The organism is Nostoc sp. FACHB-888, from assembly GCF_014696655.1.
Taxonomy (GTDB): Bacteria; Cyanobacteriota; Cyanobacteriia; order Cyanobacteriales; family Nostocaceae; genus Nostoc.
In genome coordinates this window covers 1-3,963 of sequence record NZ_JACJQM010000300.1, presented here as the reverse complement: position 1 = coordinate 3,963, position 3,963 = coordinate 1, and the positions used below count along the sequence as shown (strand labels likewise).

Here is a 3,963-nt window from a genome sequence, read left to right as displayed (position 1 = left end):
CTTTCAGAATCAGGTATTAGGCAGCATATTGTAGACCGCTATAACAGTGGCGAGATGCTGACTGATATGAACATTTTTCAAGTGGATTTTGAATCAATCAGTGCCAAGATTGTCAAACAAGCGGGAGAGAGTTTATGACTGTTGTACAACTACTGACACTACAACCGTACTCTCTTAAATCTACAGGAGAAACTGTTGGTAGGCATCCTCTAAACTTTTACGAGTCTCCTTCATGGTTTACTACGGAATTACTGCGCCATGTTCCGTTATCTGGTGTCATTGGTGAGCCTTGTGTGGGGATGGGGGCGATCGCATCTTTACTTCAAGCCTGGCCATACACCCAGGGCGGCCGCATCATGTCAATAAGCAAGCTTTATTCTCAATAGAGTTAAAAATAATGTCATTAACCTTTACTTATTGCAAAAATTTTAAGCGATCGGTTTGGGGCTTAAAAAATAATCAAACGCGAAATCCTTATTTTTTCGTTGGTTCTTAACCTTCATTGCGATCAAGAGTAATTTAGATGCGTTTGCCCTGGCCATACACCAAGCAAATGTGGACGAACGATATTGATCCACATAAAGCGGCTGATTACCATTTGGATGCAACACTATGCGAATCCTGGAACGAGTTTCCAGCGTGCGATTGGATCTGTACCAATCCGCCATACGCGGAATTTGCTGCACCAATCATCAAAAATGCCTACCAGAAAGCGCGTGTGGGTGTCGCTGCTTTTTTACTTACCAGCTTTCTCGAACCCTGTGATGATCGTGCAGATTTCTTACAGCAGCACCCGCCGTCACTTGTACTGATTCTGCCGCGCTTCTGCTTTCGGAAAGACAAACGGGGTACTCGTTGGGCTACCGATAACGTTACTATCTCGTGCTTTGTATGGGACAAACGCGCAACAGGGCAGCAAATTATTATCCGTCCCAAGTCAGCGATCGCTGGGTTTTACAAGAACCCTGAGCAGGCCATTTCACAAGAACAGGCTTTTGAGATTGTACGGGCGATCGCCAAAGGAGAATTATGAAACAGATGTCGCTTTTTGATGAACCTAAGCTAATCGGCGCTAAAGTTGCATAATAAGAAGATGAAATACTGTAAAAGTAACTATGCCGCCACCAGCCAAAGACTTTTTAATGCCGGAACAAGTCGGCAAGCTACAGCAAGCTTTAAAAGAGAGCGACCAACCACACGTCAGGGAAAGAATTTTAATTATTCTTCTGCAAAATGATGGGAAGCCGCAACACGAAATTGCTAAATTTTTAGGCTGTTCGCCTAGAACAGTGGCATATTGGTGTATGCATGGAGATCCAGACAATTTAGAAACCCTGCACAATAAAAGAGAGTACGGGCATTATGGAAAAGCTACTCCTGAATATATTGAACTATTATTAAAAACGGTTGACCAGGAACCATCAGATTTAGGTTATGAATTTGGGAAATGGACAGCAGAAAGATTAGCTACATATTTAACCGAAAAAACAGGTATTGATTTAAGTAGTTCTCAGGTGAGAAGGATATTAAAACGAAAAAAGTATAGTTACATTTGGTCTAAATATGGGCTAGAAGATAAACAAGACCCCATAGATAGAGCAAAGTTCAAAGAAAAACTTACTCAATATTTATCAATAGCACGAGAACAGCCAGAGCGTTTACAGGTATGGTTTTGGGACGAGAGTGGTTTTAGTTTGCGTGTGATTCGCCGGAAGAATTGGGGTAAAAAAGGAAAACGTAAAAATGTTCCAGGGCAACGGCGTTGTGGTCGGGTTAATGTGATGGGAGCAATCAGAGAATTAGATCGAAAACGTGTGTGTTTTTTCGTTAAAAAAGGGAACGCAGATATTTTTTATGAGCAATTACGACAATTAAATGAATTAATCAAGCAAGAATGGGTAAGTAATGTTACCGTTTTGAAGATTTTGCGAAATATGGTCCGAAGATTATTTTAATTTTAGATAATGCTAGTTTTCATAAACGCAAAGATATTTTAGCTAAAATATCTGAAGAATTCCCAAACTTTGTTTTAGAGTTCTTACCTGCTTACAGCCCTGATTACAATATTATTGAGTTAGTCTGGCACTCATGTAAAGAATATATTGCTCATCGCTTATTTAAATCAGTAGATGAATTAAAATCACTACTAGATAAGCTGTTGAATCAAGGCGAGTTAGTCATTAAGTGGCATCGGAAAATCAAAAACAAAGGTAATTTCAGTTATATTGCAGCTTAAATGCCGATTAGCTTACCACAGTTTTACCAGTCAGTTATTATCCAGACTTCCTCACCAAGCTGGAAGCCGACGAACTCTACCAACATTGCCAAGAACTGCAATGGCAGCAAAACACAATCAGAATGCTGGGTAAAACGATGCCTGTTCCGCGCCTAGAGTGCATTTATGGCGATGAAGGCTGTGATTACCTCTACTCCAAGAGCGTACTACTTAAACCACTGCCTTGGACTTCATTACTAGCCCAACTGCGAGATAGGATTACTACTGCTACTGGCTACAGCTTCCGCATTGTCATCGGCAACCAGTATCGCAGTGGTATCGATTCAATCGGCTGGCACAACGACAGTGAAGCTTCGATGGGGCTAAATCCCGCGATCGCATCAATCAGTCTGGGTTCGGTTCGTAAATTCCAAATCAAGCCCATCGGGGGTAAACCGACTGACTTCTGGCTGGAGCATGGGAGTCTGCTGGTGATGCTTCCAGGCTGTCAGAGTACTCATCTGCATCAAGTTCCGAAGACGAACAAAGTGGTTGGCACTCGGATTAATCTAACTTTTCGACCGCATGTTGGGGGTAAAAGATGACCTCAAGTTATCGCTATTGCTGAGGTTTATATCCAATATTATTAATATTCAAGGAGGATTCTATGGGATTTCGTAATGGTAAACCCTCTAAACAGTTTACTGCAATTCCCAACAGTTTAATTCGTGATCACAACGTTACTGATTCAACATTTAGGTTAATTTCTTGGGTAGCTTCTCACGATGAAAACTTTGATATTAATTTTACGGTAATCGAAAAACATTTGGGGTACAAACGAGACAAAATCCGTAATGCTATCAAAAACGCTGAACAAAATGAATATTTAGTGAGAGTTCAAGAGAACAATCCGAACAATGGTAAGTTTGACTGGCAATATTACATTTTTACCAGCAAAGAAGACACAAAGTTATTTCGAGAAAATCATTCATCCATAGGTGAGTCATCCGTAAGTGGGTCATCCATAGGTGGATCGTCCATAGGTGGGTCATCCATAGGTGGGTCATCCATAGGTGGGTCATCCACCCCTCATATAGAAAAACAATTAGAAGAAAATAAATTAGAAGAAAAACACATACAAGAAGCACCCCCAACTCAGAACGCACTTCCCGCCCAAGAATCGTGTGTGTGTGAAACTGAACAACTAAACTTTAAAAAACCAACTCCAGAAAAACCAAGATTAGAAGAATCAACCCCAGAAGAACCAACCCCACAATTACCCGTTTCCTTGTCAAAAAATTCCGATTCTTCGCAACAAACCGATAACCCCTCAAGAGGATCAACTATTGCGGCGGGGTCGTTCGATAAAAACGAACAATCGAACAATCTTAAAAAACCAAAATTTCAGTCAATTGAAGACTTGGTTGACATGGTTTTAGTAGACCCAAGCATCATGGCAACTGACTCGTTACCAGCCGTGTACAGGACAGAAATCAAAATGCGTGGTTGGCGTTTCCCCTGGCGTACCGCTACCAGGGACAAGATTTACCAAACCTGCGATCGCCGACTGGTGGAGTTGATCGCAAAACAGAGGGCTAAGTGGAGTGAGCGTGAATCTTGGCAAGAGAAAATCCCCACTGTCATCAACGCGAATTTCTCACAAACAATAAAAAATCAATTCACATCACTTGATTTAAGATATTTTTTTATACATCATCAATTGAAATTTATGAGGTTAAACAAACTAA

The 3,963-nt window shown here is 41.0% G+C and carries 3 protein-coding genes and 2 pseudogenes; all 5 read left to right on the top strand.

Annotation, left to right across the window (positions count from 1 at the left end; all coding sequences use genetic code 11):
• Positions 1-134 precede the first annotated feature (134 nt).
• On the top strand, positions 135-386 hold the full coding sequence (locus tag H6G26_RS39585) for a hypothetical protein (RefSeq protein ID WP_242054346.1): 252 nt from the start codon (positions 135-137) through the stop codon (positions 384-386).
• A 137-nt stretch (positions 387-523) separates the two neighbouring features.
• On the top strand, positions 524-1,033 hold the full coding sequence (locus tag H6G26_RS39580) for a hypothetical protein (protein ID WP_242054345.1): 510 nt from the start codon (positions 524-526) through the stop codon (positions 1,031-1,033).
• An 82-nt stretch (positions 1,034-1,115) separates the two neighbouring features.
• A pseudogene (locus tag H6G26_RS39575) lies at positions 1,116-2,236 on the top strand (IS630 family transposase).
• 41 nt (positions 2,237-2,277) lie between these two features.
• A pseudogene (locus H6G26_RS39570) lies at positions 2,278-2,820 on the top strand (alpha-ketoglutarate-dependent dioxygenase AlkB); the annotation flags it as partial.
• A gap of 62 nt (positions 2,821-2,882) precedes the next feature.
• Positions 2,883-3,963: helix-turn-helix domain-containing protein (locus tag H6G26_RS39565; RefSeq protein ID WP_190737342.1), on the top strand; the 1,081-nt coding region annotated here is incomplete at its 3' end.

What these genes read in the sequence shown, in the direction of transcription:
- H6G26_RS39585 (WP_242054346.1), top strand. Translation starts at nt 135, where the DNA reads ATGACTGTTGTACAACTACTGACACTACAACCGTACTCTCTTAAATCT.
- H6G26_RS39580 (WP_242054345.1), top strand. Translation starts at nt 524, where the DNA reads ATGCGTTTGCCCTGGCCATACACCAAGCAAATGTGGACGAACGATATT.